27 protein-coding genes and 1 pseudogene are annotated in these 26,385 nt (G+C 60.9%); 19 read left to right on the top strand and 9 right to left on the bottom strand.

The window, feature by feature from the left end; all coding sequences use genetic code 11:
• The first annotated feature begins 253 nt into the window (after window positions 1-253).
• From ACOYW1_RS30650 to ACOYW1_RS30630, 5 genes are all read left to right on the top strand, one after another.
• The gene (locus tag ACOYW1_RS30650) at window positions 254-1,414 is read left to right on the top strand and encodes an ABC transporter substrate-binding protein (protein WP_482420950.1); all 1,161 of its coding nucleotides are present in this window, start codon (window positions 254-256) and stop codon (window positions 1,412-1,414) included.
• Window positions 1,390-2,694 (top strand): ABC transporter permease, encoded by a 1,305-nt coding sequence (locus tag ACOYW1_RS30645; protein ID WP_482420949.1) that lies wholly within the window; start codon window positions 1,390-1,392, stop codon window positions 2,692-2,694. Before ACOYW1_RS30650 ends, ACOYW1_RS30645 begins: the two co-directional genes overlap by 25 nt.
• Window positions 2,649-3,080, top strand: a complete 432-nt coding sequence (locus ACOYW1_RS30640; RefSeq protein WP_482420948.1) for a hypothetical protein — start codon at window positions 2,649-2,651, stop codon at window positions 3,078-3,080. The genes ACOYW1_RS30645 and ACOYW1_RS30640 overlap by 46 nt, the downstream gene beginning before the upstream one ends.
• Window positions 3,077-3,721: an ATP-binding cassette domain-containing protein gene (locus tag ACOYW1_RS30635; protein ID WP_482414519.1), complete on the top strand. Its 645-nt coding sequence runs from the start codon at window positions 3,077-3,079 to the stop codon at window positions 3,719-3,721. The genes ACOYW1_RS30640 and ACOYW1_RS30635 overlap by 4 nt, the downstream gene beginning before the upstream one ends.
• A 414-nt stretch (window positions 3,722-4,135) precedes the next feature.
• Window positions 4,136-4,732: a CDP-alcohol phosphatidyltransferase family protein gene (locus tag ACOYW1_RS30630; RefSeq protein ID WP_482420947.1), complete on the top strand. Its 597-nt coding sequence runs from the start codon at window positions 4,136-4,138 to the stop codon at window positions 4,730-4,732.
• On the opposite strand, the gene ACOYW1_RS30625 is transcribed toward ACOYW1_RS30630, so the two are convergent.
• From ACOYW1_RS30625 to ACOYW1_RS30610, 4 genes are all read right to left on the bottom strand, one after another.
• Complete coding sequence (locus ACOYW1_RS30625) at window positions 4,727-6,133, bottom strand: ATP-binding protein (RefSeq protein ID WP_482420946.1); 1,407 nt, start codon at window positions 6,131-6,133, stop codon at window positions 4,727-4,729. The two genes, ACOYW1_RS30630 and ACOYW1_RS30625, sit on opposite strands and share 6 nt — an antisense overlap.
• A complete protein-coding gene (locus ACOYW1_RS30620) occupies window positions 6,133-7,146 on the bottom strand; it encodes a PAS domain-containing protein (RefSeq protein ID WP_482420945.1) in 1,014 nt (337 codons plus the stop codon). The genes ACOYW1_RS30625 and ACOYW1_RS30620 overlap by 1 nt, the downstream gene beginning before the upstream one ends.
• Window positions 7,143-7,691: a hypothetical protein gene (locus ACOYW1_RS30615; RefSeq protein WP_482420944.1), complete on the bottom strand. Its 549-nt coding sequence runs from the start codon at window positions 7,689-7,691 to the stop codon at window positions 7,143-7,145. Before ACOYW1_RS30615 ends, ACOYW1_RS30620 begins: the two co-directional genes overlap by 4 nt.
• A 256-nt stretch (window positions 7,692-7,947) precedes the next feature.
• Window positions 7,948-8,859, bottom strand: coding sequence for an EamA family transporter (locus tag ACOYW1_RS30610; protein WP_482420943.1), 912 nt, complete (start codon window positions 8,857-8,859; stop codon window positions 7,948-7,950).
• A gap of 260 nt (window positions 8,860-9,119) precedes the next feature.
• On the opposite strand from ACOYW1_RS30610, the gene ACOYW1_RS30605 reads away from it, so the two are divergent.
• Window positions 9,120-10,007, top strand: a complete 888-nt coding sequence (locus ACOYW1_RS30605) for a hypothetical protein (protein ID WP_482420942.1) — start codon at window positions 9,120-9,122, stop codon at window positions 10,005-10,007.
• 292 nt (window positions 10,008-10,299) lie between these two features.
• Here ACOYW1_RS30605 and ACOYW1_RS30600 read toward each other — a convergent pair whose 3' ends face one another.
• Window positions 10,300-10,545, bottom strand: a complete 246-nt coding sequence (locus ACOYW1_RS30600; protein ID WP_482420941.1) for a hypothetical protein — start codon at window positions 10,543-10,545, stop codon at window positions 10,300-10,302.
• Between ACOYW1_RS30600 and ACOYW1_RS30595 the strand changes: the two genes are divergently transcribed.
• Entirely contained in the window at window positions 10,533-10,970 is a 438-nt protein-coding gene (locus ACOYW1_RS30595; RefSeq protein WP_482420940.1) for an alpha/beta fold hydrolase, read from the top strand. The two genes, ACOYW1_RS30600 and ACOYW1_RS30595, sit on opposite strands and share 13 nt — an antisense overlap.
• A gap of 138 nt (window positions 10,971-11,108) precedes the next feature.
• Here the strand turns inward: ACOYW1_RS30595 and tatA are convergent, their stop codons facing one another.
• Complete coding sequence (gene tatA / locus ACOYW1_RS30590) at window positions 11,109-11,288, bottom strand: twin-arginine translocase TatA/TatE family subunit (RefSeq protein ID WP_092209519.1); 180 nt, start codon at window positions 11,286-11,288, stop codon at window positions 11,109-11,111.
• A gap of 129 nt (window positions 11,289-11,417) precedes the next feature.
• On the opposite strand from tatA, the gene ACOYW1_RS30585 reads away from it, so the two are divergent.
• From ACOYW1_RS30585 to ACOYW1_RS30570, 4 genes are all read left to right on the top strand, one after another.
• On the top strand, window positions 11,418-11,897 hold the full coding sequence (locus ACOYW1_RS30585) for a uroporphyrinogen decarboxylase/cobalamine-independent methonine synthase family protein (RefSeq protein ID WP_482420939.1): 480 nt from the start codon (window positions 11,418-11,420) through the stop codon (window positions 11,895-11,897).
• Window positions 11,891-12,478 (top strand): uroporphyrinogen decarboxylase/cobalamine-independent methonine synthase family protein, encoded by a 588-nt coding sequence (locus tag ACOYW1_RS30580; RefSeq protein ID WP_482420938.1) that lies wholly within the window; start codon window positions 11,891-11,893, stop codon window positions 12,476-12,478. Before ACOYW1_RS30585 ends, ACOYW1_RS30580 begins: the two co-directional genes overlap by 7 nt.
• A gap of 403 nt (window positions 12,479-12,881) precedes the next feature.
• Window positions 12,882-13,730: an AAA family ATPase gene (locus tag ACOYW1_RS30575; RefSeq protein WP_482420937.1), complete on the top strand. Its 849-nt coding sequence runs from the start codon at window positions 12,882-12,884 to the stop codon at window positions 13,728-13,730.
• Between the two features lie 126 nt (window positions 13,731-13,856).
• On the top strand, window positions 13,857-15,047 hold the full coding sequence (locus ACOYW1_RS30570; protein WP_482414511.1) for a vWA domain-containing protein: 1,191 nt from the start codon (window positions 13,857-13,859) through the stop codon (window positions 15,045-15,047).
• 332 nt (window positions 15,048-15,379) lie between these two features.
• Here the strand turns inward: ACOYW1_RS30570 and ACOYW1_RS30565 are convergent, their stop codons facing one another.
• Window positions 15,380-16,069 carry an endonuclease III domain-containing protein gene (locus tag ACOYW1_RS30565; RefSeq protein WP_482420936.1) on the bottom strand — a complete coding sequence of 230 codons (690 nt, stop codon included), beginning with the start codon at window positions 16,067-16,069 and terminating at the stop codon, window positions 15,380-15,382.
• A gap of 242 nt (window positions 16,070-16,311) precedes the next feature.
• On the opposite strand from ACOYW1_RS30565, the gene ACOYW1_RS30560 reads away from it, so the two are divergent.
• From ACOYW1_RS30560 to ACOYW1_RS30550, 3 genes are read left to right on the top strand one after another with little or no spacing between them, the layout of a single operon-like run.
• Entirely contained in the window at window positions 16,312-17,370 is a 1,059-nt protein-coding gene (locus ACOYW1_RS30560; RefSeq protein ID WP_482420935.1) for a heterodisulfide reductase-related iron-sulfur binding cluster, read from the top strand.
• On the top strand, window positions 17,295-17,744 hold the full coding sequence (locus ACOYW1_RS30555) for a heterodisulfide reductase-related iron-sulfur binding cluster (RefSeq protein ID WP_482420934.1): 450 nt from the start codon (window positions 17,295-17,297) through the stop codon (window positions 17,742-17,744). Before ACOYW1_RS30560 ends, ACOYW1_RS30555 begins: the two co-directional genes overlap by 76 nt.
• Before the next feature lie 53 nt (window positions 17,745-17,797).
• Window positions 17,798-19,627 (top strand): AMP-dependent synthetase/ligase, encoded by a 1,830-nt coding sequence (locus ACOYW1_RS30550; RefSeq protein ID WP_482420933.1) that lies wholly within the window; start codon window positions 17,798-17,800, stop codon window positions 19,625-19,627.
• Window positions 19,628-19,707: 80 nt separating this feature from the next.
• Here the strand turns inward: ACOYW1_RS30550 and ACOYW1_RS30545 are convergent, their stop codons facing one another.
• Window positions 19,708-19,875, bottom strand: coding sequence for a hypothetical protein (locus ACOYW1_RS30545; RefSeq protein WP_482420932.1), 168 nt, complete (start codon window positions 19,873-19,875; stop codon window positions 19,708-19,710).
• A gap of 918 nt (window positions 19,876-20,793) precedes the next feature.
• Here ACOYW1_RS30545 and serC point away from each other — a divergent pair.
• From serC to ACOYW1_RS30525, 4 genes are all read left to right on the top strand, one after another.
• Entirely contained in the window at window positions 20,794-21,879 is a 1,086-nt protein-coding gene (gene serC / locus ACOYW1_RS30540) for a 3-phosphoserine/phosphohydroxythreonine transaminase (RefSeq protein WP_482420931.1), read from the top strand.
• A gap of 77 nt (window positions 21,880-21,956) precedes the next feature.
• The gene (gene ung / locus ACOYW1_RS30535) at window positions 21,957-22,619 is read left to right on the top strand and encodes a uracil-DNA glycosylase (protein ID WP_482420930.1); all 663 of its coding nucleotides are present in this window, start codon (window positions 21,957-21,959) and stop codon (window positions 22,617-22,619) included.
• A gap of 89 nt (window positions 22,620-22,708) precedes the next feature.
• Entirely contained in the window at window positions 22,709-23,233 is a 525-nt protein-coding gene (locus ACOYW1_RS30530) for a peptidylprolyl isomerase (RefSeq protein ID WP_180137404.1), read from the top strand.
• Between the two features lie 65 nt (window positions 23,234-23,298).
• Window positions 23,299-23,946, top strand: a complete 648-nt coding sequence (locus ACOYW1_RS30525; protein ID WP_482420929.1) for a metallophosphoesterase family protein — start codon at window positions 23,299-23,301, stop codon at window positions 23,944-23,946.
• A 77-nt stretch (window positions 23,947-24,023) separates the two neighbouring features.
• Here ACOYW1_RS30525 and ACOYW1_RS30520 read toward each other — a convergent pair.
• A pseudogene (locus tag ACOYW1_RS30520) lies at window positions 24,024-25,025 on the bottom strand (DUF3187 family protein); the annotation flags it as partial.
• Window positions 25,026-25,356: 331 nt separating this feature from the next.
• Between ACOYW1_RS30520 and ACOYW1_RS30515 the strand changes: the two are divergent.
• Window positions 25,357-26,340, top strand: coding sequence for an ABC transporter substrate-binding protein (locus ACOYW1_RS30515; RefSeq protein ID WP_482420928.1), 984 nt, complete (start codon window positions 25,357-25,359; stop codon window positions 26,338-26,340).
• Window positions 26,341-26,385: the final 45 nt, after the last annotated feature.

Here is a 26,385-nt window from a genome sequence, read left to right as displayed (position 1 = left end):
ACCGGCCACAGCCCCTCCCGTTTTTTCGTTTTTACCGGAACTTTTTTTCAAAAAGCGACCCGCCGGAGGCAATGGAACTTTGAATGCGTTGGCCCTGAATATCCCCCCCCCTTTCACCTTCCCCGGACATCCTCAAAATGGTAGCATTGTCTTTCGCATTGATGTATATCGCAGTACGTCATTGGCAAATCCAATAATTCCCATAGAGCAGACACCTGCCGATAAACCGCCCTTTTCGAAAGGACAGCCCATCATGCTCACACGCCTCCTTTTCTGCCTGGCCCTTCTCCTGCCCCTCTCACCGGCCCACGCAGGCCCCTGGCAACAGACCCTTTCCGACGCCCGGGGGCAGACCGTTTACTTCAACGCCTGGGGCGGCAGCCAGGAGATCAACACCTATATCCGATGGGCCGGTGCCGAGGTGAAAAAGCGCTACGGCATTCGCCTTGTCCATGTGAAGGTCACGGATATTTCCGACGTGGTGGGCCGCATCCTGGCTGAAAAAATCGCAGGCAAAACCCGGGACGGTTCCGTTGACATGATCTGGATCAACGGCGAGAACTTCAAGGCCATGAAGGAGGCCGGGCTCCTCCACGGCCCCTTTGTCAAGGAGCTGCCCAACGACGCCCTGCTGGACCGGGAAAGACTCCAGGTGGACAGGGATTTCACCGTTCCGGTGGATGGACTGGAGACACCCTGGGGCGTGGGGCAGCTCAACCTCATCTTCGATCCGCAGCGCACCCCGGAGCCCCCCACAAACGCAGCGGCCCTCCTGGCCTACGCCAAGGCCCACCCGGGACGCGTGGCCTACCCCATGCCCCCGGAGTTTCACGGTTCCTCTTTTCTCAAACAGGTGCTCCTGGACCTGATCGACGACCCGGCCCCCTTGTACAGCCCCGCCTCCGAAGCCGACGTGGACCGAATCACATCGCCCCTGTGGCGATGGCTCGACGCCCTGCACCCCGTTGCCTGGCGCAGGGCAGGGGCCTTTCCCACGGGCAGCTCCCACATGGTGCAGCTCCTGGACGACGGAGAGATCGACCTGGCCATCAGCTTCAACCCCCAGGACGCCCGTACCAAAGCCGGGCAGGGCCTCCTCCCCGCCGGAGCCCGGTCCCTGGTCTTTGACATCGGCGCCCTCACCAACAGCCACTTTCTGGCCATCCCTTACAACAGCGACGCCAGGGCAGCATCCAAGGTGGTCATCAACTTTCTCCTGTCCCCCGAAGCCCAGGCCAGAAAAGCGGACACCGACATCTGGGGAGACCCCACGGTCCTTGCCATGGACAGATTGACCGCCGAAGAGCGAGCCCTCTTCAAAACCGCCCCCACGCTCTGCAAAAGCGTTGCCGAGCCCCACCCCTCCTGGATGACGGCCCTTGAGAAGGAGTGGAAAAGACGGTACGGGCAGTGATGCCCAAAGGGACGTCGATGATGCTGCGTATTTTCCCAACCCTTGTTGCCCTCTTCTGCCTGGCCCCCCTGGCCTGCGGTGTGGCCGGCGTGGTGCTTCCCGCCCTGGGTGCGGCACCAGCCACAGGACAGCTGCGCCCGGGCACAGGGGCTTTTCGCCTGCTCCTGGCCGAACCGGGCCTGGGGACAAGCATGGGCCTCACCGTGCTGACAGGCGTCGGCGCCCCGATCCTCTCTCTGGCCCTTTCCCTTCTTGTGGTCACCTTCACCCGGGGCACCGGCTGGTGGGCGTGGATCCGGCGGGTGCTGCCCCCTGTGCTGGCCCTGCCCCATGTGGCCTTTGCCGTGGGCTTTGCCTTCCTCATATCCCCCAGCGGCTGGCTGGTGCGCCTGGTCTCTCCGGTGCTCACCGGCTGGCACCGTCCCCCGGACTGGCAGATCATCCAGGACCCCCTGGGCCTTACCCTCACCCTGGCCCTGGCCTTCAAGGAGACCCCATTTCTCATCCTCATGTGCATGGCGGCCCTCTCCCAGATCGACACGGACCGTCAGCTCCGGCTCGGACGCAGCTTCGGCTACCCGCCCCACCGGGTCTGGCAAAAGCTCCTCATCCCCCAGCTATACCCCCTGATCCGCCTGCCCTTTTTTGCTGCCATGGCCTACAGCCTCTCGGTGGTGGACATGGCCCTGCTCCTGGGTCCCAACAGGCCCCCCACCCTGGCGGTCCAGGTATTTCACTGGTTTCAGGAGCCGGAGCTCGCCCTCATGCCCCGGGCAGCGGCAGGGGCCCTGCTCCTCTTCAGCCTGACCCTGGGGCTCATGGGATGCTGGATGGCCATGGAGCGCCTCATAGCTCCCCTGCTCAAAAAAAACCAGGTCAACGGGCGACGCGGGCGCCCAAGCCATTTTTTGTCGAGGGTCGCCCGCCTCAGCGTCCCGGCAGGGGCCCTGGTCACCCTGTCGGTCTTTGCCGGGCTTTGCCTCTGGAGCATCGCTCGAAGGTGGCGGTTCCCCGATGCCCTGCCCTCCCGCATGACCTTTTCGAACTGGACGGCGGAGCTGCCCTTTGCTTCGGAGCCCATGGGCGTGTCCTTTGCCATAGCCGCCATGGTGAGCGCGTCGGCCGTTTTTCTCGTGGTGTGGAGCATCAGGCACCTTCTGAGAGGCGACTGCCCCTGGGCCTCATCGCCCTGCCCATCCTGCTCCCTCAGCTCCCCATGGTCTTCGGGATCCAGGTGGCAGCCCTCAAGGCGGGCCTCTCCGGGTCCCTCGCCCTGGTGATGTGGGGGCACCTCCTCTTTGTCTTTCCCTACACCTGGCTCTGCCTCAACGGCACTTACCTTGCCTTTGACCAGCGCTACGTCACCGCAGGTCTCTCCATGGGCCGGTCGCCCCTGGCCTGCTTTTTCAGGATCAAGCTGCCCATGCTCCTTCGCCCCGTTCTCTTCTCCTGGGCCGTGGGCTTTTCCGTCTCCATCGCCCAGTTCCTCCCCACCCTGATGCTCGGGGGCGGCCGGGTCTCCACCATCACCACCGAAGCCGTGGCCATCGGCAGCGGAGTGGACAGGCGCCTTGCCGCGGTCTACGCCCTGATCCAGCTCGCCCTGCCCACCCTGGCCTATGCTGCGGCCCTTATCGTTCCACGACTCAAGCGAGGCACCCCATGACCCACACACTGGCCGTCTCCGGCCTCACCATCCATCACGGCACCGAGGCCCTCTGCCACACCTTGAGCTTCACCGTGGCCCCCCGGGAGGTGGTCACCCTCATGGGCCCGTCGGGCTGCGGAAAATCCACCATCCTCAGCTGGATCTCAGGGGCCCTGGCCCCGGCCTTCAAGGCCACGGGAGAGCTTTCCCTGGGCGGGCGGTCCCTCTCGGGTCTGCCCGTTGAAAAACGGGGCATCGCCATCCTCTTTCAGGACGACCTCCTCTTTCCCCACATGACCGTCCTGGAAAACCTCCTGTTCGCCCTGCCAGGGGGAAAACCAGGCCAAAGGAGGGCCAAGGCCCTGCAGGTCCTCACCGACCTGGGCCTTGCCGAGCTGGCCCACAGGCACCCGACGGCCCTCTCCGGCGGACAAAAAGCACGAATAAGCCTCATGCGTGCCCTCATAAGCCGCCCCGACGCCCTGCTGCTGGACGAACCCTTTTCCAAGCTGGACAAGCCCTTGAGAAAAAGCTTCCGGGCCTTTGTCTTCGACCAGATCACCGCCATGGGAATCCCGGCCCTGCTCGTCACCCACGACGAAGACGACATCCCCGAAGGCGGCCGGCTCATTCGATTGGAAACGCAGGAAAAACGTTAAAAAGCGCCTTCGGCGGCCAGGTGGGGGCACCTGGAAACCCTAAGGCGAATGCATGGAGGCCGCTATTATGCGAAAGCTCACAGGGCATTCGCGTGGTGTGTGACATGTGGCAACCGTTTTTGCAGGAGAGGCCCATTTTATTCTTCTGGAAACGTAACTATTCAGCTTGCCTTCGGCGGGTCGCTTTTTTGAAAAAAAGCGCCGTAAAAACCGATACACGGGGGCGAACATATCAAAATAATTTCGGCGGAGCCTTGGAATGATGGCGTGAGACCTGTTTGTCAAACTTTTTAAAAGTTTGGCCCCCGGCAGGGCCGCCGGAGGCTGGCTTTTTGCTCCGGCGTTAACCATAGTAGGCAGTTGTTGAACAGATTTTGGCCATTGAAGGGTCGTGAAAACAAATAAGGAGAACATATGCTGGACAAATGGAGTGCGGGGTGGGTGAAACGCCCCCTGGAGGGATTGGCCGCCCCGTTAAAGGCCCGGGGGGTGCATGCGGATAAGGTGACGATGGCAGGATTCGGCGTGGGGATGCTGGCGGTGCCGGCCCTGGCCATGGGGTGGTACGGTGTGGCCCTTGTGTTTATTGTTGCCAACCGCATCGCAGACGGCATCGACGGTATCCTGGCCCGGGACGCAGGCCCTTCGGATGCGGGAGGGTTCCTGGACATTGTCCTGGATTTTATCTTCTACTCCGCCGTGGTGGTGGGGTTTGCCCTGGCCGATCCCGGCCGCAACGCCCTGGCAGCGTCCGTGCTCATTTTCAGCTTTGTGGGGACCGGCTCCAGCTTTCTGGCCTATGCAGCCATGGCCCACAAGCAGGGACGTGACCCCAGCGGAAAAGCCCTCCACTACCTGGAAGGGCTCACCGAAGGGACCGAGACCATCGCCTTTTACGTGGCCGCCTGCCTGTTTCCGGCGGCCTTTCCCGTTCTTGCCCTTGCCTTTGCGGCGGCCTGCGGCATCACCACGGTGACCCGTGTTTCAAGGGCCTACCAAGACCTCTCATGACCCGGAAGCTCCGGCGCAGCAGGCGATGTCCAGCACCTCCCTCACCTTGCTGGTGAGCCCTTCGATGGTAAAAGGCTTCTGGATAAAATGGATCCCATCTTCCAGAACGCCGTGGTGGGCGATGACGTCGTCTGAGTACCCGGACATGTAAAGAACGCGTATCCCGCTGTAGAGCTGGGATACCCGGGTGTAGAGTTCCCGGCCGTTCATGCCCGGCATCACCACATCGGTGAGGAGCAGATCGACTGCCCCTTCGTGGTTCTTCAGCACGGCCAGGGCCTCCTCACCGCCTGCGGCGTCAAAGACGCGATAGCCCAGGCGGGTCAGAACACTCACCGTCATGTTCCGCACCACCTCGTTGTCCTCGGCAACCAGCACCGTCTCATGGCCCGAGGCCACGGCTTTCTCCTCCGTCACCTCGGGTATCTCGGCCACGGGCTCCTCCTCCCGGAGGAAATAGAGGGAGAACACCGCGCCTTCCCCCTGGCGGGTATCCATGCGCACCGCCCCCCCGTGCTGGGTAATGATTCCGTACACCGTGGAGAGCCCAAGCCCGGTCCCCCCCTTGCCCTTTGTGGAGAAAAAGGGTTCAAAGGCGTGCTCGGCCGTGGTTGGGTCCATGCCGTGCCCCGTGTCCCGCACCTCCACCAGCACATACTCCCCCGGGGAGAGATCCAGGTGAAGCCGAGGGGCATCGGCCTCCTGAACGGCCATGCGCACGGTAATGGAGAGTTCCCCGCCGTCGGGCATGGCATCCTGGGCATTGACGGCCAGGTTCATGAGAATCTGCTCCACCTGGCCCATGTCGGCGCGCACCGGACACGGGGTCTCCGCAAGGGAAACGGTGAGGGCGATATCCTCCCGGAGGGTCTGCCGCAACAGGGGCTGCATCCCGGCAACAATGGATCTGAGGTCCAGGGGGTCCAGCCGGAGCACCTGCTTTCGGCTGAAGGCCAGAAGTTGCCGCACCAGGTTGCGGGAGCGCTCGGCAGCGTTTTTGATCTCCAGGGAATAGCCGTAACACTCCTCCCCTTCTGGAAGCTCGTCCAACAGGAGTTCCGCATACCCCAGGATGGGGGAGAGCATGTTGTTAAAGTCATGGGCGACGCCTGCTGCCAGCCGACCCACGGATTCGATCTTCTGCACCTGCTGAAGCTGGGACTGCAGCTTTCTCTGCTCGGTCTGGTCGATGAAATAGGCCATGTAGGTGCCTTCCCCCAGGGCCACGGCCTCGATGATGCCGTGGATAATCGCTCCGTTTTTATGGTGCAGCGGGGTCTCGGACCGGACATGTTCCTCCCGTTTCAGGCGCTCGAAGTTGGGCGCGCGCTTGCCGGTGGCATCGGCACCGACGATGTCGCTTACCTTCAGGGTCGCCAGCTCGCTTCGGGAGTAGCCCACTATCCTGCAGCCTCGTTGGCCTCCACAAAGCCCCCCTCTTCGCCAAAGATAAAAATCCCCACCGGGGAGTTGTCGATATACGCCCGATACCGCCTCTCGCTGGCCCTCAAGGCCTCTTCGGCACGGCGCCGCTCCGTGATGTCCCGGCCGATGGACTGAAATTCCCGAAGCTCCCCGTCATCGGAAAAAATGGCGCGATCCGTCCACTCCTGCCACCCCCTTCGGCCGGTGGGGTTGATCACCTCATGTTCGTAGGTGTCCATGGGATTTTCAGGGGTCAGCTCATGGAAATGATCCCGCACGGCGTCCCGCACCGCCGGAGGAAGAAAGGCAAAAAAGTTCTGCCCCAAAAGCTCTTCCCGGGCCATGCCGAACATGCGGCAGTAACTCTCGTTGACGTCCGTCAACCGGCCGTCGGGCAGAAACCGGCACACCATGGCCGGCATGTCCTCCACCAGGATCCGGTAGCGCCGGTTGCTCCAGCGGAGGCCCTCGATGGCATGTTTCTGCTGGGTGATGTCCGTGACAAACCCCTCCAGGGCCACCACCACCCCGCCGATGCGCACCACACTGCCCCTCTCCCAGACCCACTTTTCGGTGCCGTTCCTGGTCAGGAGTCGGTACTCCATCTCAAAGGAGTCGCTGCCCGAAATACCTTCGTCCACGGTCTCCTTGACCATGGCCCGGTCCTCAGGGTGGACAAGGGTGTTGTAGGCCACCGCCCGGTTCCCCACCATCTCCTCCGGGTGGTAGCCGGTCAGTTCATATCCCCCCCGGCTCACGAGCACCATGGTCCACTCCCCATCGTACTTGCACCGGTAAGCCATGCCCGGCAGGTTCTTCAGCAGGGTGTCCATGACGCGCCGCGACTCCCCCAGGCCAGCCTCGGTCTCGGCCCGGTCCAGGTCCCGGTTCAACCCCTCAATGACGCGGGAAATCTCTCCTTCCACCTCCTGCACCAGGCATGCCTCCTCATCTCCGGCGGCCTCCTGGGAAGGCAGGGTCACGCTCATGATTTCCCAGGAGCTCGCCCGCCCCTGGCCAGACGGGTCACAATGCTCCCCTGCTGGCTGCACGCGCTGCCAAAAGAGCAGTTCGCACAGATTCCGAAGGCCTCTGCCTGGCAACATCCCCCTTCCGGAGTCAGAAGGTCCCTGCCGCACCGGGGAAGCCAGCCCGCCTCCAGTTTTCGGCCCAGGGCCTCCCCCTTATCCCCCATGCCGGACTGAGCCCAGGTGCGTTGCCTCCTGTCCGTGCCGAACAGGACAATCCAGACCGATTCGTACCCTCCCGCATCCACAAGGGACCGGCACACGTTTCCGATCAACACCTCGGGGCTCTTAATCCCCGACGTCACGGCAAGGGACCGCCGGACAGCCCGATGCACACCGTGGACATGCTCCAGACGTGCACAGGCCTGACGCAATGAATCAACGACACGGCGGTCTCCCCCATGGGCCGCAATGGCGTCCTCTATGGCAGTAATCTCCTGTGACACATGGGTGCTGGAACAGACAAAGGCATCGTGGATCCCCGCAGACTTGTGTTTGTTTTGCATGGGTAGCAATCCTCAAAGAGCGTGCCCGCACACGGATTGGAGGGGCGATGGACTTCAGCTGGCCACATCAGGCGGCGATACGAATCAAACAAAGGTGGGTAATGGAGGCCCGGCGATCTCTCCGCAAAAGGAAGGGGACATCTTTAAAGAAACAAAGGCGGATCACAGCCGGAAACCAATGAGCCATTATACTTAAAATCCATGGGGAGGTCAAAAGCACACCCGGGAAAAAGCCCTGTTGCTTTCGGCCTGTGCCTTACCCCTTGACGGTGAGCACCCCCACGGCAAAAAGGACCAGGGCGGCCCCGGCCATCTGGACGGGGGTCAGGGCCTCTCCGATGAACACCCAGGAGATGAGCCCTGCAAAGATCGGCTCGGTGGTGGCCGTGATGGAGGCATTGACGGAACTGATCCCCCTCATGCCCGCCACATACAGAAGAAAGGGGGCCACGGTTCCGATCACCACCACGTAGAGGCCCCAGAAGAGAAACGCAGGATCCGCGCACATGCCCACAAAGGAGAGGGGCGCAGACGCAAGGTTCCAGGTCACCGCCGCCACCAAAAAGGCGTGAAAGGTCACGGCCCTGGGATCGTAGCGCCCCACCAGCCCTTCCCCCAACAGGGTGTACACGGCAAAACTCACGGCCGAGGCCAGCCCGCTGCCCAGCCCCAGCAGGTCCAGCTCGGACAGGTCGAAATCATAGGCACCCGAAACGAAGTAGCACCCGAGGACGGTGACGGCAATGGCCGCGGCCGAGAGCAGGGTGGGCTTCTTGGCCCCAAAGGTCAGGGACCAGAAAAAGATAAAGACCGGTGCCATGTACTGCATCAGAATCGCAACGGCCACATGGATACGGCTGATGGCAAACAGGTAGGTAAACTGCACCATGGCCATGCCCAGGAACCCCAGGGCCAGGATGCGCGGCAGGTCTCGCTTCTCCACGCGAAAAAGGTCCGGCCGGGTCATGGCGATCCACAGGCCAATGAGCACCGCAGCCAGGGTGGCCCGCATCTGGACCAGGCCCGCAGGGGTCACCCCCATGAGAAACAGGTGTTTGGCCGCCGTCCCGGAGGAGGCCCACCCCAGGGCCGCCGTCAGGATCATCAGGGTCCCTCGGGCCTTCTGCGCAGGGGTCGTGGTGGGGGTGTCCGTCTCAGGTATCGCCATCGTTTCCTCTTATCTCCATACCGCAGGGTTCAAATCGCAACAAAAACGCCTGGTTTCTCAGAATAACGCATCCAGGCAACGACATTCGCCCATTTACCGAAGGTGCGTGCCGCCGCATGAGTTTTTGCACAAGCATCGATTATGGTGTATCATATTTTCATAAGTTTGTTCATCTGTGACGCCGCCCTCCCCACAGGGCGAGCCATCCCGGCCTAACGCCAACCGCGTCACCGTTCCTACATAACAGATCTGGAGTGATCATGAATCGTGTCGCTATTTCCCTTGTCGTCATCACCGCATTGTCAGCAGCGCTTTACTTTGGGGCCAAACAGGCTCAGCGTTGGAAAAGCTCGTCGGTTCAGCAGGCCGTCGAACAGGAACAGGAGCGATGGATGGTTGATGTGGAGAAGCTCAAAGGGGAGGTCAAGGACCTGCGCGAAGAGCTTCACAGCGATACCACCATGGAGACCCATGAACAGAAGGTAAGCGAGGTTCTGGGGACCCCCGAGGGTATCGCCCCGTCCGCTTCCGGCGAGGCCGCCGGCTGTTCGGATTCGGAGAAACGGCTGATCTCCTTTTTTGATTACCTGGGGAAAAAATACCCCTCGGATCAAGCGCCCCAGGCCCGTTTTCAAAGTGCCCTCACCCGCCTGGCGAGCAACCCGCCGGAAATCGTGGAAAAAGACCTGGACACCCTGGCCCTTTTCCGAAACATCGCCCACCTCTACCGCACCCTGGGGGCCAAAGACATCATGGCCTTCAAAGGGTTTCTGGACAAAGAGCCCGATGCGGTGGAAGCGTTTCTCCCCGACCTCTACAAGGTCATGACGGACAGCACCTGCCACCAGGTGGTCCCCGCCGCCTGCACCCCGGAAGTGGAAACCCTCTACGCCACCTACTTTCTCCACACCCTGTCCGGCCGGAGCTACCTCCTCCGGCGGAGTTCCAGGTACCGGATCCTGGCCACATACTACGCCGTGCGTGTGCTTCACCGGGCCGACCAGTCCGGCACCAATATCTACGGCGTGGATGTCCCCCAGGCCTTGGAAGGGCTCCAGAGCGACATCGCTCTTTACAAAGGCCTTGCCAGGCAAAAAGAGTACCTGGCCACCCTTGAGGAGATCAGCGCCAGCTACCGCAACCGGTAGAGCAACCCATACCCGGGAAAACGGTCACTCCCACAGATGCCGATTCCCCCCCTTATGCAACATTCCAGCGGACCTGAGAAATCATGAGAGAGCTCCTGCGATATGAAACCAGGGGAATCCTGGTATCCAAATCCCTTGTGACCGTCTCCGACGGCGTCACCCTTACCCTGTTTGATTTTAAAACCGACTCGTGGGAGAACAAGCCGGTCCTCCTCTTTGTGGCGGGCTGGCTCTCGGCCCTGTCCGGATGGCATGAGGTACTTGAGGAGATCACGCCCCACTACCGTGTCATCTACATGGAGTCCCGCGAAAAAAGAAGCGCGCGTCTCCCCGCAGGCCCCCTTCCCCGCTTTGACATCGACCGGCTCGCCGACGACATCGGCGAGGTGGCGGCAGAGCTCGTCCCTTCCGGCACGCCCCTGTATGTGGCGGGAAGTTCCCTGGGCTCCACGGCCCTGGTTCGGGCCATGTCCGGCGGGAGGGTCTCCCCCAAAGGGGCCTTTCTCATCTCCCCGGTCACCGCCTTTGCCTTCCCCATCAGGGCGGGCTCCCATCATCCGATTCCTCCCCCCCTGCTTTTTCACCGTCATCCGCTACCTCATCGTCTGGTACCTGGTCAACTTCCGGGTGGACAAAAAAAAGGAGCCCGAACAGGCCCAAAAATACACCCGCACCGTCATGGACGCCGAGCCCATTCGCCTGAAGGCCAACGCCGGTGCCCTGAACGGCTACACCATATGGGACGACCTGCCCGGGGTCGCCACACCGGTGGTGGTCATCGGGGCGGCCTCCGACAAACTGCATGGGGTCGAGGAGATCACAAAGATGGCGGGCAGCATGCCCGAAGCAAGGGTGGAGGTGATGGAGAGCAACAAAGAGACCCACAGCGGACGCGCAGGGCGGTTCATCGCCGAGGGTATGGGAACAGGCCCGGAAGAAGAGGCAAGGGCCACGGCACCATAAAAAAAGGGGGACCTTGTCAAGTCCCCCCTTTCGCGGCATATCATAATGTGTATCAGGCTGCCGGAACCAACCGCGTATCTTGTCCGTAACGCTCAGCGGACAACCGGTTGCCCCTCGGCACACCGAGCCCCATCACATTCAGGCGTCGTCCTTCTTGTCCCCTTCGATCTTCTCGTTTTCAGTCTCGGAAACGGATTTCTTGAAGTTTCGGATGCCCTTCCCGATTCCTGAGCCGATCTCGGGAAGTCGCCCGGCGCCAAAAATGATGAGAATGATGATGAGGATGATGGTAAGTTCCATCGGACCAAGTCCAAACATCTGTTCCCCCTTCATGCAAAGGTCTGTGTGGGTTTTAGTATACATCACAGTTGTTCACGCGACCACCGAACATACCACCGGCTTCGGCAGGGTGTCAATCTTTATAACTGAAAAGGGATTCAATACATTATGAGCACATTTACCCCTCAGGGCAGGCCCCTTCTCATCGGGAGCCTCCCCCTGTCCGACCACCTCCGGGCCACGGAGCTCGTCCTCGCCCACACCCCCGAGATCCCCCTGTGGGTCCAGCTCCCCTCAAACCCCAAAGAGGGGATGGTGGACCAGTTTCTCCCCGGGCTCCCCGGCCTCGTGGAAACCGAGGAGACCTCCTGGATCGACCCCACTTCCGAGGCCTTTGCCGAAGAGATGCTCGCCTTCTACGAAGCCTACCTCACCGTCAGCGAGGGGGGCGGCGACATCGAAGCCTCTCCCTTCGGCATCTCCAAAGAACGCGCCAAAGGATTCTTCACCCTGACGGAGATGGCGCCAACGCTGTCGGCCCTTGCCCTCAAAGGCCAGATCACCGGACCGGTCACCTTCGGCACCGCTGTCAAGGACCAGGAAGACCGGGCCATTTTTTCGATGACCAGCTCCGGGACATCATGGTAAAGCACCTCACCATGAACGCCGCCTGGCAGGCACGCATGCTCGGTAAATCCGGAGCCCTGCCCATCGTCTTCTTCGACGAACCGGCCCTGGCGGGCTTCGGCACCTCCGCCTACCTCACCATCACCGAAGAGCACGTCATCTCCGCCTTGAACGAAATGGCCGAGGCCGTCCACAGGGAAGGGGGGCTGGCCGGGGTCCATGTCTGCGCCAACACCCAGTGGACCCTCCTCTTCGACGCGGCCATCGACATCATCAGCTTCGACGCCTACAGCTACTTCGACAAGTTCATCCTCTTTGAGGCCCCCCTGAAAGCCTACCTGGACAGGGGCGGTATCATCGCCTGGGGCATCGTCCCCACCGGTGAAAAGGCAGACATCGAAAAGGAGACCGTGGAGAGCCTGTATGAAAAATGGGACGCCCAGATGCGCACCCTGGAAGCCAAAGGCTTTGACCGAAAGGCCCTGATAAACGCCACCCTCATCACCCCGAGCTGCGGCACCGGCTCCCTCTCCCTGGAGCTGGCCGAAAAAGTCCTTGCGTTGACCAAAGGCCTCTCGGACAAGGTGCGCGCCCAGGCATAAGGCGCCACAAGCCCTCAGGCTCCAGACCGTACGCGGCCCCTGCCCGGCAGGGGCCCCTGTTCCTCCCTTGGCCCGCCCTTCTTTTGACGGCCGTATAAAATCCTTCCCAAAAAGACAAACTCTCCCTTATAATGAGCGTTTGATGTCTCAATGGAGCAACGAATCCCCCATGCCAGGGGCCACCGAACGGCCCCATGCGGCTCGACGCATCCGCAGACCAACGACCGACGCTTCCACATAGAAGGGGCGACGTCACGATACAGGCAGATATCGGGACCAGGGTTCCACGGCAGTGAAAAGGCATGCCCCGGAGGCAGAACAGCGCTCCGTCTACGCCATGACCCACGACCCGACAAAACATTGATTGGAGGCACCGTTTCCTCCCCAAGCAAAGGAATCCCCCATGTCCTCACCTGAAAATGCCGCCGTATTCACCGGTGCAAAAAAGTACGTCCTGGATGACGAGCTGGCCAAGATCGTCAACATCTCCATGGCCCTTGAGATGCCCCTGCTCCTCAAAGGGGAGCCCGGCACCGGCAAAACCATGCTGGCCCACGCCATCAGCGAAAGCCTGCGCATGCCGCTGATCACCCTCAACGTCAAGTCCAGCATGAAGCTGGTGGAGGCCCTCTACCAGTACGACACCCTGACGCGCCTGAACGACAGCCGCTTCGGCGACTCCACCCGCAACGTCTCGGACATCGAAGAGTACATCGCCATGGGCAAGATCGGCCAGGCCTTCACCGCCGACAAGCGCGTGGTGCTCCTCATCGACGAGATCGACAAGGCCGACACCGATTTCCAGGACGATATGCTGGATGTCCTGGACCAGATGCAGTTTGATATCATGGAGATCGACAAGACCATCTCGGCCAGGACGCGCCCGGTGATCCTCATCACCTCCAACTCCAAGAAGGACCTCTCCGACCCCTTCCTCGGGCGCTGCAACTTCCACCACATCGCCTTCCCCGACCCCAAGGTGATGCGCCGCATCCTCCGCGTCCACTTCCCGGATATCAGCGACGACCTGGTGGAAAACGCCACCACCACCTTCTACAAACTCCAGGGAGCTCGACGGCATCGAACCGACCGCCGGGAGCTCATCAACTGGATCCGTGCCCTCCAGGCCGACCCGGACTTCAAGGTCAAGCAGCTGGCCAAAGGGGACATCCCCTTCCTCGGCGTGCTCTTCAAAAAGAGCCCGGACTACAGCCGGGCCGCCAATCAGGTGACGCGCAGGCGGATGTTTTAACATGGCATGAGCACCCCCTGATGACTTCGCAACAGCGATTTTCCCTAAGGAACGAAGGGAACATCGCTGCTGCAACCGGAACGTTTTTGCGGAGCTTTTTTTAAAAAGCGACCCGCCGGAGGCACCATGTTCATCGACTTTTTTTACAAACTCAAGGAGATCGGGGTTCCGGTGAGCCCCACCTCCTTTTTGCGACTTCAGAAGGCTCTCTCGTCGGGGCTGGTGAACTCCGTGGACGATTTTTATACGGCCGCGCGCACCATCCTCATCAAGAGCGAGCGCTACTTTGATATCTACGATCAGGTCTTTGCCTGGTATTTCAAGGGAGTGGAAATCCCGGAGGACGAAGGGCTGGAGCTGGACGAGGTGGCCCGGGCCATGCTGGACGAGTGGCTCCAGAACCCCAAGGAGATGGCCGAGGCCCTGGGGATGGACGAAAACGAGCTCTCCAAATACACCCCGGAAGAGCTCATCGACTATTTCAAAAAACGCCTGGAAGACCAGAAAGAGCGCCACGACGGGGGCAACAAGTGGATCGGCACCGGGGGCTACTCACCCGTGGGCCACTCCGGGTACCACCCCGGCGGCATGCGGGTGGGAGGCGAATCGCGGAGCAAAAGCGCGGTAAAGGTGGCAGGGGAGCGCCGCTACAAGGACTACTCCGGGTACGGCCCCCTGACCCAGGCCCACATCGGCGAAGCCCTGAAACGCCTGAGGAACCTGATCCCGGCCGGACCCAAAGACCAGATCAACGTGGACGAGAGCATCTACCAGACCATGAAAAACGGGGGGGAGATCGAGCTTGTCTTCGACCAGAGCCTGCGGGACCGTCTCAAGATCATCCTCATGATCGACAACGGCGGCTGGTCCATGGAACCCTACGTCAACGTGGTCCAGACCCTCTTTGACTACGCCCGGGCCCAGTTCAAGGACTTGAAGACCTATTTCTTCCACAACACCATCTACGACAGCGTCTGGCTCGACGCCAGCCGCTACCGGAAACCCAAATCCATCGACGAGTTTGCCACCATCGACCCGGACACCCGGCTCATCATCCTGGGGGACGCCTCCATGGCCCCCTACGAGCTCCTCTCACGGGACGGATCCATCTATGTGCAGGACCGAAGCGGCAAGCCCAGCATCGAGCGGCTGAGGTTCCTCTCCGAAACCTTTCCCCACTGCGTCTGGCTCAACCCGGTCCAGGCCCACATGTGGGGCTATACCCGCACCATCCAGGCCATCGGACAGATCTTTCCCATGTACGAACTCTCCCTGGACGGCCTCGAAGGCGCCGTCACCCACCTCATGGAAAAATAAAAAAAGCATGCCTCCGGCGGGCAGGGGCTGAGCCCCAGGATCGCAAATGCTTCGGGGCTCGTTCCTCGCCCTACGCATTTGCTGACGGGCTACGCCCGTTTGTAAATGTGACGGGTTAGAGGATCGGTAATGATTCAGTTCAAAAAAGCCTCCGGCGGCCCTGCCGGGGGCCAAACTTTTGAAAAGTTTGACAAACAGGTCTTAATAAAGTCATTCCAGGCTTCGCAGAAAGACATTCGTTATTTCTGCACCCGCCCTTTGTTTTGATCGCCCCGAAGGGCGATCAAAACAAAGGGCGGGTGTATTTGGAAAGTTTTTTGCGGAGCTTTTTTTCAAAAAAGCGACCCGCCGGAGGCAAGCTGAATAGTTACTATTATTTTAGGGATAGCCCTTATCGGTGTTTGGTCACGCCTATTTTCGGGCAGAGGTCGGCAACGGGGCAGGTGGAGCGGAAGTCGGGCGACCAAGCACCTGGCCGAAGGCCACGAGGATTTCGTTGTAGAGATTAATATTGGGATTTTTTTACGCAGGGCCATTTCGGTCTGGTCGGCGTTCTTGGTCTTGACGTAGCCGATGCGGTTGCTGATGCGGTGGACGTGGGTGTCCACGCAGATGGCCTCCATCTTGTAGCCTTCCACCAGAACAAGGTTGGCGGTTTTTCGCCCCACCCCGGGCAGGGTGAGGAGCTCGTCGAGGTCGTCGGGGACCACGCCGTTGTATTTGTTCAGGATCATGGTGGAGATCTCCATGATCCGCTTGGACTTGGTGGGATAAAACCCAACGGGGTAGATGAGTTTTGCCACCTCCTCCTCGCCCAGGGCCAGGAGGGTCTCCGGGGTGTTGGCCACGGCAAAGAGGCGCCGGGCGGCAGGGGCCGTCACCTCGTCTTTGGTGCGACGGAAACAGCTGGACCTGCACCTGCACCTCAGCCACTCGCCCACCATAAAGGTAATCACCGGTGCGTTCCACGCCTTGTAGGCATCTTTCAAACGATCTACAAACTCATTGATATCCAAAGCCATGGGCCTTTCCTGCCTTTTGTTCGGGTCCTTGCCTGTCATTTTTTTTCATGGGCCAACCTTCCCGCCGCCACCCCACAAAGGCAACACTCGGGGTCGGGTTCCCACCATACACACAAACCGCCCTGCCTGCCAGTCGCACCGGTAAAAATCCTTTTTTTGACCTGAGTCAAGGCCTTTGCGTGCCGGACCGGTATGATGAGCCTTCGCCCGACAAAACGGACCCAAAGCCCAAGGGAGGGATCATGGCAGACATCATGCCCAGTTTCATCACCGAGGTCACGCGCCGCTCCGGCACCGTGCCCACCCGCTGTTACAACTGCAGCGCCTGCAGCGGCGGGTGCCAGTTTGCCCACATCATGGACAGAAAACCCCATGAGATCATCCGTCTCGTGCAGCTCGGCCTGAAAGAAGAGGCCCTGACCGCGTCCGGGCCCTGGATCTGCGTGGGGTGCAACACCTGCAGCATGGAGTGCCCCAACGGCATCGACATCCCCGCGGTCATGGACACCCTCCGGGAGATGGCCATTGCCCGAGACAAGGTCCCCGACGAAGAGATCTACCATTTTCACCGGGAGATGCTGGGCTCGGTCAAGCGCCACGGCCGCACCCACAAACTGGAGATCATGATGCTCTACAAACTGGCCACCCGGGATTTTTTCAGCGACATGGACCTTGGTGTCCCAACGCAGCCAAAGTCCACATCCTGCCCTCGCGGGTCAAGGCCCTGGGGGATATCCGAAACCTTTTCAAAAAAGCGGGGTAATGCCATGAAATGCGAAACGCGCCCCATGGAAGTCACCTGGTTTCCCGGCTGCTCCATGAAGACGTCGGCCATGGAAAACCATGAGTCCTTTAAGATATTCTGCGAGGCCATCGGCATCCGCCTGGTGGAACTTCCCGACTGGAACTGCTGCGGCAGCTCCTCAGCCCACAGCATCGACCGGGACCTGGCCTTTGACCTGGTGACACGAAACCTGGCCATGGCCCCGGCAGGCAGGCCCATTCTCACGGCCTGCCCCAGCTGCACGCTTCGCTTCAAGGAGGCCCACCACCACCTCACCGAGAGCGCCGATGCCCGCACCCGGTTCCACAGGCAGTGGGGATCCCTTCACGAACTCAACAGGTCATGCACTTCTTCGAGCTCATTGACGGCCTGGACATCTCGGCCTTTGTCCAGGGTGAAAAGCCCCTTTCAGGCCTCACCTACGCACCGTATTACGGCTGCATGCTGGCCCGTCCCCCGCAGCTCAGGCGCCAGAAAAATTTCCACGGGCTCATGGAGAAAATCCTCGGGACCTTAGGGGCCAGGGCCGTGACCTGGCAGGGCCAGAACAGGTGCTGCGGCACCTTTCTCTCCGTGGCCCGCCCCGATGCGGTCACCGAGGTGGTCAACGGCATTGTCCAAAGCGGCCAGAATGCCGGGGCCGAGTGCCTCATCACGGCCTGCGCCATGTGCCAGCTCAACCTGGAGATCCGCTGCGACCTGGGCCAGAGGCTCCCGGTACTCCACTTCCCCAGTCCTGACCCTGTGGGAGGGGACACGGACCAGTGGATCAAGACTGGCCCTACCCGCTCGACCGCCGGCCGCCAAGGGCTCGATCAACGCCGGGCTCCGAAGCGCTGCGCCCTCCTTAGTTTTTTTATGCGCCCCTTGATTCCACCGGCCATGCCATAGTATGGATGTTCCACGCTTAAAACATTGGTCATCACAAGGCACGGAGGGTTCAGATGATGGCGAGCCAGCACCACGAGGCGTCCCGGTTCTTTCTGGAACGTGAGAAGCACCTTGCGCGGATGGTCCGGAGGCGGGTTCCCCGGTATGGAGACAAGGTGGCTCTGAAAGACCGAGCCGACGGCCCCTGGACCCAGATCACCTGGAAGGAGATGGAGCAGACGGCCGACGCCCTGGCCAGAGCCCTTCTGGCATGCGGCATCGGCCCCGGAGACCGGGTGGGTATCTTCTCCCAGAACCGCTCTGCCTGGACCCTGGCCGACCTGGCCATCCTCTCCATTCGCGGGGTCACCGTCCCGGTATACGCCTCCAACTCCACCGACGAAGCCGCCTACATCGTCAACGACGCCGGGATCCACTGCCTCTTTGTCAACGATCAGGAGCAGTACGACAAAGCCCTTGCCATGGCAGCCCGGGGAGCCCCCCTGAAACGGGTGGTGGCCTTCTCTCCCGGGGTTTGCCTGAGCCCGGACATCGAAAGCCACAGCTTTGAAGATTTCCTAAACCTGGGGAAAGAAAAGCCGGGGCTCCAGCGAGCCCTTGAGCGCCATCTCTCCGAAGCAAGGGGAACCGATCTCTACACCATCATCTACACCTCCGGCACCACCGGCAGCCCCAAAGGCTCCATGCACACCCACGAAAGCATGCTCACCGGCCTCTACAGCACCGGCCACCCCTCTCCCATGACCGAAAAGGACGTCTCTTTAAGCTTTCTGCCCTTGAGCCACATCTTTGAACGGAGCTGGACCTGGTTTGCCCTCTGCCGGGGTGCCAGGAACGTCTACTGCCACGATCCCAACGACGTCCAAGAGTTCCTCACAGAAGCCAGGCCCCACTTCATGGTCAGCGCCCCCCGCGTCTGGGAAAAAATCCACAGCACGGCCATGGAGAAGCTGCACCGGGCCTCCCCTGTCCGGCAGGCCCTCTTTCGGTGGGCCCTGGGCATCGGCGGCAAACGAAACCACCTCAAAAACAGCGGAAGGTCCGTGGGCATGGCCTTGAGGATCAAGTATGTGCTGGCTGGATTTCTGGGGTTGGGAAGGCTCCGGTCCGTCACCGGAGGACGGGCACGGTTTGTTCATGTGGGCGGGGCGCCCCTGAACCCCGAAATCGCCGATTTTTTCATCAGCGCGGGCATTCCCATGGGGCTGGGCTACGGCCTCACCGAGGTCTTTCCCTTGTGTGTCCGCTCCCTGGAAGACATGGCCCTTGAAACCAGCGGAGCCCCCATCCCCCTGATGGAACTGCGCACGGGCGCCCACGAAGAGATCCAGGCAAAGGGTCCCTGCGTGATGCAGGGATACTGGAACAGGCCCGAAGAGACGGCGCGGGCCTTCACCGAAGACGGGTGGTTCAAAACCGGGGACGTGGGGCGTATCACCCCCGAGGGCCATGTCTGCGTCACCGACCGCCTCAAGGAGATCATCATCACCTCCGGCGGCAAGAGCATCGCCCCCCAGGCCATTGAGTCCGCCCTGAAAGAAGATGTCTATGTGGAACAGGCCGTGGCCGTAGGCGACGGCAAGCCCTACGTTTCGGCCCTTGTGATCCCGGCGTTTCCCATTCTGGAGTCCCTGGCCGAGGTGATGGAGATTTCATGGGACGACCGGGAATCGCTGGTGACCCATCCGGAAATCGTCAGCTTTTACAAATACCGCATCGACCAGTACACCCAGCGGCTTGGCCGCGTGAAAAAAATCAAACGATTCACCCTGCTCCCCACCGAACTCACCCAGCGGGCCGGAGAGCTCACCCCCACCATGAAGGTAAAACGCCGCGTCATCAACGAGCGGTACGCCCAGGTCATCGAGTCGATGTATGCCTGACGGCACCGAACACGGCCGGATCTCCGGGACACCCCGCGCACCATAAGAAGACCGGGTGTCGTGTGGCCTCCTGTGCTCCGTCAGGGGGTGCCACCGGTCAGCACAAGGTACACAAACACCATCAGCACGGTCGCGCCAAACACCCCGGCCACCACCCACACGGTGCTCAACGGGCTTCCGGTCCCCTGGTGGGCGTCGCGCTTCTTTTTCTTTCTGTACTCAGACAACTTCACAACTTTTTTCATCATCAGACGATCCTTCTCCGATAACATGAATTAGCCACACCCCCGCCGCACCAGCCCGCCCGATCCGTCCCACGACGCCTGACGCCATGCATGGCCCGTTTTCTCACACGGTGTGTGCCGACCACCGACGGCCCCTTTACCATAGTGATTTACAAGGAATGACGTTTTTTTTCCAGTCCCAGGTCTGCGATCCCGCCCCCGTGCCGTGGCACGTTCCCCGGTTGCACCCATCCGCCACCGGCGGAATGCACGCCCCTGCCTGGCAGCGGCAACTGTATCCTTTGGAACCACCCCCGCTGTATCCATGGATACTTTTTGACACACCCCTCTCCGGGAACCCAATATACCAAGACGGCCCTTACGCAGAAAAATAACAAAACATCTTCGCCCGTTACTTCCTTATTTCAAAGTTTGGCACCGATCATGCATTTTTCTCACAGCGAAACGGAGCACAGGCAGAAGGCTCACCCCCCCTCGAGTCTCCTGCCGAACAACCGCCGGGGCTCTGCCCTCGTCACACCGCAATGGGTGGGGCCCCGGTTTCTTTTCGAACTTGCAAAAACCATAAAAGCACGATCTCCTACCTGCGGACGGGCTCTTCCGTCTGCCCCTGACTCAAACAACAGACCAACAGCGACACACACACACATACTCCTCAACCAACCCGCTCCGGTGCGCCCCCCGCACCGGAGCCCCCCTTCCCCGGACCGTCCTTCCGTTCCCATTTCGCAATAAAAGTGATACAACGTCCCTGCTTCACAGGTTACACGGCCGTCACGGCCATCGGCAAGATGCGCCGGAGCCCGTCATCGTCGACCACGCCTCGCAAGCCCTCTGCCTGTGACACGGAACCCGAACCGCAACCAACCTCCCTGGTGTTCGACGCTTTGCGAGGCCATCAGCCAAAGAAGGCGACCAATCATGAACGATCGGATTCACAATTTCAGTGCAGGGCCCTCGGCCCTTCCCACCGCCGTGATGCAGGAGATGCAGGAAGGCCTGCTGAGCTACCGGGGCAGCGGCATGTCCGTGATGGAGATGAGCCATCGGGGCGATCTTTTTATGGGGATCATCGAAGAAGCGCGCACGCGCATCAAGCGCCTGTACGGTCTGTCCGATGACTACGAGGTGCTGTTTGTCCACGGAGGCGCCAGCCTGCAGTTTGCCATGATTCCCATGAACTTCATCGGTGAAGGCCAGACCGCCGAGTACATCGAAACCGGTACCTGGTCCACCAAGGCCATTGCCGAGGCCCGCATCCAGAACAAAGGGGTCCGTGTGGCCGCCAGCTCCGGGGACCGCGAGTTCTGCTACATCCCCAAGGTTTCGGACATCTCTGCCGACGCCCCCTTTGTCCACATGACCACCAACAACACCGTCCGCGGCACCCAGTGGCACGACCTGCCCGACACCGGCGGAGTCCCCCTCATCGCGGACATGTCCTCGGACATCCTGAGCCGCCCCCTGGACATCTCCCCCTTCGGCATGATCTACGGCGGCGCCCAGAAAAACATGGGCCCTTCGGGAACAGCGGTGGTGATCCTTCGCAGGGACATGGTGGAAAAGATTCCCCAGACCCTGCCCACCATGCTCTCCTACCGCACCTACGTGGATAAGGAGTCCATGTTCAACACCCCGGCCACCTTCCCCATCTACGCCATCTCCCTGGTGACCAAGTGGCTGGAAGAGACCATGGGCGGCCTGGCCGCTGTGGAGGCCGTCAACAAACGCAAGGCAGGTGCCCTCTACACCCTCATAGACGAAGACGACTTCTACTGCGGCACGGCCGATAAGGCGAGCCGCTCCCTGATGAACGTCACCTTCCGGCTGAAAGACCGTGAGCTGGAGCCCCTGTTTGTCGAACAGAGCCTGGCCTCGGGCCTTGCCGGCCTCAAAGGGCACAAATCCGTGGGCGGTATCCGCGCCTCCATCTACAACGCCGTCTCCGAAGCCTCCGTGGCCGCCCTGTGCGAGTTCATGAACGACTTCAGGCGCAAACACCGCTAAGCACCGGGAAGCCGGAGGGCCACCCGGGCCTCCGGCGAAAACCCCTTGCAATGCAAGAGAGATCACCGCATTATCATATGACTGACCATGCCCTTGATTCGTGGAAAGACCAGGTTCCCCTGCTTTCCCAAAAACCCATTGCCGATGTAGAGAAGGCGGTTTGCAGGCGGCGACGCATTGCCTCGGTCTTTCCCGCCGAAGAGAACGTCTTTCGGGCCCTCTCCCTCACCCCCTTTGACCAGGTCAAGGTGGTGATCCTGGGTCAGGACCCCTACCACGGCAAGGGCCAGGCAGACGGGCTGGCCTTTTCCGTTCCCGACGGGGTCAGGATTCCCCCGTCGTTGCGCAACATTTTCAAAGAGGTGGCCCGGGACACCGGCCGCCCCCTTGACGAAGCCTCAAGTGACCTCTCCCGCTGGGCACGCCAGGGCGTTCTTCTCCTCAACGCGGTGCTCACCGTGGAAGAGGGCAAGGCCGCGTCCCACGCAAACCTGGGCTGGCAGGAGATCACCGACGGCCTGGTCCGCGCCCTGAGCGCCGGCCGGTCCGGCCTCGTTTTTCTGCTCTGGGGAGGCTACGCCCGGGGGAAAAAACACCTCATTGACGAGGCAAAGCACCGGATCCTGGAAGCGCCCCACCCCTCGCCCCTGTCGGCGCACCGGGGATTCATGGGCTGCGGCCACTTCAGCGAAGCCAACCGCTTTCTGGCAGAACAGGGAAAAAACCCTGTATCCTGGTAATCCCAGGCAGCCAGGAGGCTCCAGCACCGACACCAACAACGAAGAAAACCATATTAATGCAAATCCTTCGACCTTAGGAGAAAAACACCATGCAGGATCTTACCGCAGTATTCAAGACCTCCAAAGGCGACATCCGCCTTGCCCTCTTTGCCGAGAAAACCCCCTACACCGTGGCCAACTTCGCCAACCTCGCCAAGCGCGGGTTCTACGATGGCCTCAACTTCCACCGCGTCATCAACGACTTCATGGTCCAGGGCGGCTGCCCCCTCGGCACCGGTACGGGCGGCCCCGGCTACCGCTTTGACGACGAGTTCGACAACAGCCTGCGCCACGAGCGCCCCGGTATCCTCTCCATGGCCAACGCGGGCCCCGGCACCAACGGCAGCCAGTTCTTCATCACCCACGTGCCCACCCCCTGGCTGGACGGCAAGCACTCCGTCTTCGGCAGCGTCATGGGCCAGGCCGATCAGGACGTGGTCAACAGCATCGTCATGGGCGATGAGATCACCTCCGTCACCATCGAAGGGGACACCGACGCCCTCTTTGAAAAATGCGCGGACAAGCTCGCCGAGTGGAACAAAGTCCTCGACAAAGAGTTCCCCGCCAAAGCATAGCCCCGCATAAAACATCGCCCCCGGCAGCCCTGCCGGGGGCAAACCCTTTCATTTGGACCGCGCCCATGCAGATTCTCCTTCTCTCCGACATCCACGGCCACACCGAACACCTTCCCAAACTCAAGGAAGCCATTGACCGGGCGGACCTCGTCTGCCTCTGCGGGGACCTCACCAGCTTTCAGGGCCCTGCCGCCGCCTTGCGGGTGGTCGCTGCCGTGAAAAAGCCCCTGGACCAAATTGTTGCGGTGTCGGGAAACTGCGATGAAAAAAACGTGGAAGAGGGCCTCATCAAAAAAGGGGTGGGAATCCATGGTAGGGTGCGGCAGATAGACGGGGTCTCGCTTTTGGGGCTGGGGGGATCCCTCATCACCCTTCGGCAACGGACGGAAGAAGAGCTGGCATCGACGCTGGAGCTCGCCATGGAAGGCGTTTCGGAAACAGGCCCCCTGGTCCTTATCTCCCACCAGCCGCCGTGGGAGTCCTGCGCTGACCGCCTGGCCTCGGGGGTTCACGCGGGCAGCCATGCCGTGGCGGCCTTCATCGACACCCACCGCCCCGTGGCCTGCCTCACCGGCCACATTCACGAATCCTGCGGCATCGAAAACCGAAACGGCACCCTCATCGTCAACCCCGGCGCCCTGGCCCAGGGCCGGTATGCCATGGTCTCCATAACAAAAAAGGGCGCCGAAGCAGAGCTCGGAACCCTTTCATAACCCAAACGCCTGTGACACAGGGCCTGGCGAATGCACGAAGCCGAACATGCCGGAGTGCACAGCAGCTTGAGGGTGTACCCCAGCTGCAACCCTGCATCGGGGCTGTTGTCGAAAAAGAAGAGGTTTTCGATGATACCGAACTCCAGCACGCCCGGCCCCACCACCTTTTTAAAACCCATGGTCAGCTCCACCACCGGCTCTTCCAGCTCCGGGTAGTCTGCCACGGCCGAAGCGTGGTTGAGGCTGAGGACCCAGGAGAAGGTATCGCTGGGCATGTACTCAATACTGTTCATGGTGGAGTACCTGAAGCGCTCCAGGTCGAGATTTTCGTCCCCGTCCCGGGTGTAGACGGTTCCGCCGATCCCGTGATAACCGGCAAAGGCACCCCGCCGCCAGCTCCAGATCCCCTGCAGGGTCACGTCCGTGCCGCTGTTCTCCTGGCTGTCGTAGATCCGTGAGGTGGGCAGCTTCACAATGGCCCGGGCCGTCAGCATGGGCCACTGGGAGACCAGCATGGAAGCGGAGAGCTGCACGTCCCCGGTGATGACCCGGTTCAACTCATCGCTTTTGTCGTGGGCCACGTTGTTTTTGTCCACCGTGATGTAGTGGCTGGAATCCCGGGGCCAGTCATCCCGATTGTGCTGTCCCACCCCGATCATGGAATGGAACCCCTCGATAAACCCGTCCAGCACCCCACCCCCTTGAATGGCAACGGGAATTTCAAAGCCCAGGGTCATGCGGTCTCCGACCCGGTAAAGGACCGACGGCACAAAGGCCAGGGTCTCCACGTCAAAGAGAAAACTCCCGTGTTTGAGCTCGTCGGTGTCCTTGAAATCGACCCAGTCAACGGATCGGTCCGACTCCACATGATACACCCAGGTATTGAGCCAGCGCACGTCCATGCCCACCTCCACGCGCCCGGGCATGGAATCGGTAAAAGGGCTGGCAAAGGCAGGAACTGTCCGGAAAAATTCACCGGCCCCCAGGGCGGGGACGCGGAAAGGCCCCAGACCGGCTGAGGCAATGGAAGGGGACAACATCTGACAAACAAACAACACAGGTACCACACAAAACAACATCCATCGGCAACGCATCAAACACCTCATACCAACTTAAAAATCTCACGGCCCGGCACACCTTAAGGCGCACATTTCCGTTTTCGCCGGAGCCTTTATCTCCCCCCCGTAAATCCTTGCATGCACCCCTCCTTAGCACAGAGGCACATGAAAAAATACAGGCAAATAGCTACCTGTTCTTATCCATAGAAACATTTTCATTGCGGGGCACGCCTTTTTCTGATTATAGTCTGGCGACACCGACCCCGAAGATGAAGCGCCGCCACCGAAAAACCTGCCGGTTTCACACGGGTCCGTCCCTGCTCACCCCCTGTATCCAAGGAGACATAAAAAAATGAAACGCCTTACTATATTGACGGCAGCCCTGGCGTGCCTCTTCCTCACCACCGCCCCGGCCATGGCAAAAAAACCCGTGGTTATCGGAATCTCGAAAATCGTGGCCCACCCGGCCCTGGACGCCCTTGAAAAAGGGGTCATGGACGGCATCACCGAACGGTTCCCGAGGGCCGTCTTCGACCTGCAGAACGCCAATGGCGAGCTCTCCACCGCCGCCTCCATCGCCCAGAAATTCAAGGCGGAAAAAGTGGACATCTCCGTGGGCATCGCCACCCCTACGGCCCAGGCCCTGGTGAACACCATCAAAAACCACCCGGTGATCTACTGCGCCGTCACCGACCCCGTGGACGCGGGGCTCATCCGCTCCTTCGACCAGGGTGAAAAGAACATCGCCGGTGTCTCGGACCTCACCCCGGTGAAAGAGCAGATCGCCTTTCTGGCAAAGGTGAAAAAAATAAAAACCCTGGGCCACATCTACTCCAGCAGCGAGGCCAACGCCGTGCGCCTGGCCGAGCTGGCCGAAGAGGCCTGCAGGGAACTGGGCATCGCCTTTGTCCCGGCCACGGTGAGCAACTCCGCTGAAGTAAAACAGGCCATCCAGACCATCATCCGGCGCGTGGACGGCATCTACATCAGCAACGACAACACCGTGGTCTCGGCCCTCTCCGCCATCACCGATGTGGCGGCAAAGCACAACAAGCCGGTCATGAGTGCCGACCCCAGCTCCGCCGAGACCATCCCGGTCCTGGCCGCCTGGGGCTTTGATTACTACAAAATGGGTCGCCGCACCGGCCGCCTCACGGCTGACATCCTCTCCGGCACCAAGCCCGAAACCGTCCCCACCATTTTCATGACCGACCCCTCGGACATCGACCTGCTCCTGAACCTCGACGTGGCCGAAGCCCTGGGCCTCTCCTTCCCAGAAGAAGCCGTGAAAAACGCGGCCACCCTCATCAAGGACGGCAAGGTCATCAAACAATAAACAAGGCAACATTTTTGGTAACTATTCAGCTCATAAAACAGCCTC

This window comes from Desulfoluna sp. CYM3A, assembly GCF_056829965.1.
This window is presented reverse-complemented; position numbering and strand designations above follow the sequence as displayed.

Excerpts from the sequence above, each read along its gene's own strand:
- ACOYW1_RS30650 (WP_482420950.1), top strand. The coding sequence starts at position 254 with ATGCTCACACGCCTCCTTTTCTGCCTGGCCCTTCTCCTGCCCCTCTCA.
- ACOYW1_RS30635 (WP_482414519.1), top strand. The coding sequence starts at position 3,077 with ATGACCCACACACTGGCCGTCTCCGGCCTCACCATCCATCACGGCACC.
- ACOYW1_RS30630 (WP_482420947.1), top strand. The coding sequence starts at position 4,136 with ATGCTGGACAAATGGAGTGCGGGGTGGGTGAAACGCCCCCTGGAGGGA.
- ACOYW1_RS30620 (WP_482420945.1), bottom strand. The coding sequence starts at position 7,146 with ATGAGCGTGACCCTGCCTTCCCAGGAGGCCGCCGGAGATGAGGAGGCA.
- ACOYW1_RS30615 (WP_482420944.1), bottom strand. The coding sequence starts at position 7,691 with ATGCAAAACAAACACAAGTCTGCGGGGATCCACGATGCCTTTGTCTGT.
- ACOYW1_RS30610 (WP_482420943.1), bottom strand. The coding sequence starts at position 8,859 with ATGGCGATACCTGAGACGGACACCCCCACCACGACCCCTGCGCAGAAG.
- ACOYW1_RS30605 (WP_482420942.1), top strand. The coding sequence starts at position 9,120 with ATGAATCGTGTCGCTATTTCCCTTGTCGTCATCACCGCATTGTCAGCA.
- ACOYW1_RS30600 (WP_482420941.1), bottom strand. The coding sequence starts at position 10,545 with ATGGGGAAGGCAAAGGCGGTGACCGGGGAGATGAGAAAGGCCCCTTTG.
- tatA (WP_092209519.1), bottom strand. The coding sequence starts at position 11,288 with ATGTTTGGACTTGGTCCGATGGAACTTACCATCATCCTCATCATCATT.
- ACOYW1_RS30585 (WP_482420939.1), top strand. The coding sequence starts at position 11,418 with ATGAGCACATTTACCCCTCAGGGCAGGCCCCTTCTCATCGGGAGCCTC.
- ACOYW1_RS30580 (WP_482420938.1), top strand. The coding sequence starts at position 11,891 with ATGGTAAAGCACCTCACCATGAACGCCGCCTGGCAGGCACGCATGCTC.
- ACOYW1_RS30575 (WP_482420937.1), top strand. The coding sequence starts at position 12,882 with ATGTCCTCACCTGAAAATGCCGCCGTATTCACCGGTGCAAAAAAGTAC.
- ACOYW1_RS30570 (WP_482414511.1), top strand. The coding sequence starts at position 13,857 with ATGTTCATCGACTTTTTTTACAAACTCAAGGAGATCGGGGTTCCGGTG.
- ACOYW1_RS30565 (WP_482420936.1), bottom strand. The coding sequence starts at position 16,069 with ATGGCTTTGGATATCAATGAGTTTGTAGATCGTTTGAAAGATGCCTAC.
- ACOYW1_RS30560 (WP_482420935.1), top strand. The coding sequence starts at position 16,312 with ATGGCAGACATCATGCCCAGTTTCATCACCGAGGTCACGCGCCGCTCC.
- ACOYW1_RS30555 (WP_482420934.1), top strand. The coding sequence starts at position 17,295 with ATGCTGGCCCGTCCCCCGCAGCTCAGGCGCCAGAAAAATTTCCACGGG.
- ACOYW1_RS30550 (WP_482420933.1), top strand. The coding sequence starts at position 17,798 with ATGATGGCGAGCCAGCACCACGAGGCGTCCCGGTTCTTTCTGGAACGT.
- ACOYW1_RS30545 (WP_482420932.1), bottom strand. The coding sequence starts at position 19,875 with ATGATGAAAAAAGTTGTGAAGTTGTCTGAGTACAGAAAGAAAAAGAAG.
- serC (WP_482420931.1), top strand. The coding sequence starts at position 20,794 with ATGAACGATCGGATTCACAATTTCAGTGCAGGGCCCTCGGCCCTTCCC.
- ung (WP_482420930.1), top strand. The coding sequence starts at position 21,957 with ATGACTGACCATGCCCTTGATTCGTGGAAAGACCAGGTTCCCCTGCTT.
- ACOYW1_RS30530 (WP_180137404.1), top strand. The coding sequence starts at position 22,709 with ATGCAGGATCTTACCGCAGTATTCAAGACCTCCAAAGGCGACATCCGC.
- ACOYW1_RS30525 (WP_482420929.1), top strand. The coding sequence starts at position 23,299 with ATGCAGATTCTCCTTCTCTCCGACATCCACGGCCACACCGAACACCTT.
- ACOYW1_RS30515 (WP_482420928.1), top strand. The coding sequence starts at position 25,357 with ATGAAACGCCTTACTATATTGACGGCAGCCCTGGCGTGCCTCTTCCTC.